This window comes from Streptomyces sp. CBMA123 (assembly GCF_014596465.1).
In the GTDB taxonomy this organism is placed as follows: domain Bacteria; phylum Actinomycetota; class Actinomycetes; order Streptomycetales; family Streptomycetaceae; genus Kitasatospora.
In genome coordinates this window covers 1-2,582 of sequence record NZ_MECK01000424.1, presented here as the reverse complement: position 1 = coordinate 2,582, position 2,582 = coordinate 1, and the positions used below count along the sequence as shown (strand labels likewise).

3 protein-coding genes are annotated in these 2,582 nt (G+C 75.4%); 1 reads left to right on the top strand and 2 read right to left on the bottom strand.

What is annotated here, in order from left to right:
- Both BG452_RS32640 and BG452_RS32635 read right to left on the bottom strand, forming a co-directional pair.
- On the bottom strand, positions 1-496 hold a 496-nt coding region (locus tag BG452_RS32640; RefSeq protein ID WP_188307967.1), incomplete at its 3' end, for a zf-HC2 domain-containing protein.
- Positions 497-533: 37 nt separating this feature from the next.
- A complete protein-coding gene (locus tag BG452_RS32635; RefSeq protein WP_188307966.1) occupies positions 534-1,112 on the bottom strand; it encodes a sigma-70 family RNA polymerase sigma factor in 579 nt (192 codons plus the stop codon).
- A gap of 623 nt (positions 1,113-1,735) precedes the next feature.
- Between BG452_RS32635 and BG452_RS32630 the strand changes: the two genes are divergently transcribed.
- The gene (locus tag BG452_RS32630; protein ID WP_188307965.1) at positions 1,736-2,209 is read left to right on the top strand and encodes an ATP-binding protein; all 474 of its coding nucleotides are present in this window, start codon (positions 1,736-1,738) and stop codon (positions 2,207-2,209) included.
- The last annotated feature ends 373 nt before the right edge of the window (positions 2,210-2,582 follow it).

Genomic DNA, 2,582 nt, shown 5'->3' with positions numbered 1-2,582 from the left:
CCCGCCGCTCCACGACCGGCGCCGGCCCGGTCACGGCGGCGGCCGGCACCGGGTCGGGCAGGCCGAGGGCGAGCGCCAGGAAGCCGTCCGCCGCCGTCAGCCGGCCCAGCACCTCGGCCGGGTGCAGCCGCTCGGTGCCGCCGTACCACGGCAGTTCGGCCACCTCCTGCCACTCCTCCGGGCCGAGGTCGCGCAGCAGCGCGTCGAGCTTGGCGGTCTCCGCGGTGTACGGCATCCCCCAGGCGGGGACGGGCAGTTCGGCCGGGCGGCGGGCCAGGCACCAGTCCAGCACCTGCTGGCGCAGCGAACCCGGCTGGTCCAGCGGCTCGTCCAGGGAGAGCCAGCCCGCGGCCTCGCGCAGCCGGGCGGCCTCCTCGGCGCACTCCGGGCAGTCGCGCAGGTGCTGCTCCAACTCGGCGGCCTCGCGCGGCGGGCAGGCGCCGAGGGACCACGCGCCGAGCAGCGAGCGCAGGGCGTCGTGCCGCTCCTCGTTCATCCGCCCGCGCACCTCTCGACGATCCGCTCGCTCACGCTCACCTGCCCCCGTCCCCGTCCGTGTGCTCCTGGCGGGCGCGCTCGTCGGCCAGTTCGGTGGCCAGCAGCTCCAGTCCGAGCCGCATCCGCTGCCTGGCGGCCTGCTCGCTGATGCCGAGCAGCCGGGCCGTCTCCTGGTAGGTGCGGCCGTCGTAGTACGTCACCGCGATGGTCTCACGCAGGGGTTGGGGCAGGGAGTCGACCACGTACTGCATCCGCGCGGCGGTGGCCACGGCGCGGATCTCCTCCTCGGCCGCGCCGGTGCCGCGCCCCGGGCCCGGTCCGGCGCCGCGCCGGGTCCGCAGCCGGTCGACCGCGCGGCGGTGGGTGAGCGCGCCGAGCCAGGAGCGCAGCGAGCCCTGGGCGGGGTCGAAGTCCTCGGGGTGTTCCCAGACGTGGGCGAAGACCTCCCGGGTGAGCTGGGCGGCGGCCGCCTGGTCGGCGAGTATCCGGCCGGCCAGGCCGTGCACCATCGGGGCGAGCCGGTCGTAGAGTTCGCCGAGCGCGGTCTCCTCGCCGCGGGCGAGGCGTCGCTGCAGCTGCTCGTCCCAGCGCGGGATCCGGTCCGGGGTGGCCATCGGGAACCAACCCTCCTGCCCGGTTCGCTGGCGTTACCCAACGGTATCCCCTGGCCGGTCGGCGGTGGAGGGGAATCCGCCAAGAACGGAACCCCGCCTCGTGGTTGGGGTTCGCCCGGCAGGGCCCGACGGGCGGCGGATCGACACCGGGCGGGCTCGTCATAGGGTGGGACGGTCCGCCGACGGCGCTGTTCGAGAACCGCTGGACAAATGTCGCACGGGTGGTTCGCGAGTGGCGGGCCGGGTGACGGGGGTGTCCGGCGGTAGGTTCCCGCCCAAGGCGTGTCCGACACGCCCCGCGGGACCGGCGTCGGCCCGGGCCGGACGAGTGCCGGTGCGAGGTTCGCGAGAGTGAACGGGACAGTATGCACTGCCCTGTACCCCGATCGCCGGAATATGCCCGAAGCGCTTGCTGCGGTCCGTCCGCCCACCCATCCTGAGGCGTATTCGTGTCGTGGCCGGTGCGCGACCGACGAGTTGACGCGGGCGAGTGACGCGGGCGGACGGGTCGGCGAGCGCTCGGTGAGCCCGGGTGGCACCGGGCGAAGTGCGAGGGCCCCGCCGGCCGGCTGATCCGGCCCGACCGGGACGTTGGCCGAACTGCGAGTGCGGGTGGTGGAGCGGTGCAGGTTCTTCAGGTACAGCTTGCGGTGCAGGCGGACCCCGCCGAGGTCGGCCGGGCCCGCCGGTGGGTGCGCTCGCGGCTGCTGAACCACGGGGTGGACCCGGACGCGCCGATGGCCGAGACGGTGGTGCTGGTGGTCTCGGAGCTGGTCACCAACGCCGTGGTGCACACCGGTTGTCCGGCCGTGCTGAGACTCTGTCTGCCGGTGGTCGAGGGCCCGGCGCCGGCCGGTCCGCCCGGCCCGCTGCGGGTCGAGGTGGCCGACGCCAGCCAGGTCGCCCCCGCCCCCCGGCACGCCGGCCCGGACGAGGACGCCACCAACGGCCGCGGCCTGGAGCTGGTCGAGCTGCTCTGCGAGCGCTGGGGCTGGTACCCGGACGGCTCCGGCAAGCGGGTCTGGTGCGAGATCGGCGCCGAGGCGCGCCCCGCCGATCCGCTGGCCGGCGTGGACTGGGCGGCTTTGGCGCAATAGCAGTTTCCGGCACGGCCTGCGGGCGGCCCGGCGGGCGGCGCCGGGCGCGGTGACGATCACCGGCCGAAAGCTGACGCAACCATTCCGAATTTCGGACTACCCATTGACGTGACGTATCCGACTGATCACGCTTGGGTGCGGCTCCCGTTGCGAGGGGACGCCGAGGGGACGTCCGTCCGCCGCCACGGTGCTGCTGTCCAGGGGGATCGCGTCAGCAGGGGGGAACGTGGACTGCCGGGCGCGGCCCACTCCTCGGCGAGTGCGGAGGCCGTGGCGCGGGTTCAGGGCCCGTGCGCCGCGACCGGACGGCGACCCGCCACGTTGCGCTCCGTGCGCACGCGGCCGGCCGCCGTCCGGTGCGCCGCCCCGGTGG

What these genes read in the sequence shown, in the direction of transcription:
- BG452_RS32635 (WP_188307966.1), bottom strand. Translation starts at nt 1,112, where the DNA reads ATGGCCACCCCGGACCGGATCCCGCGCTGGGACGAGCAGCTGCAGCGA.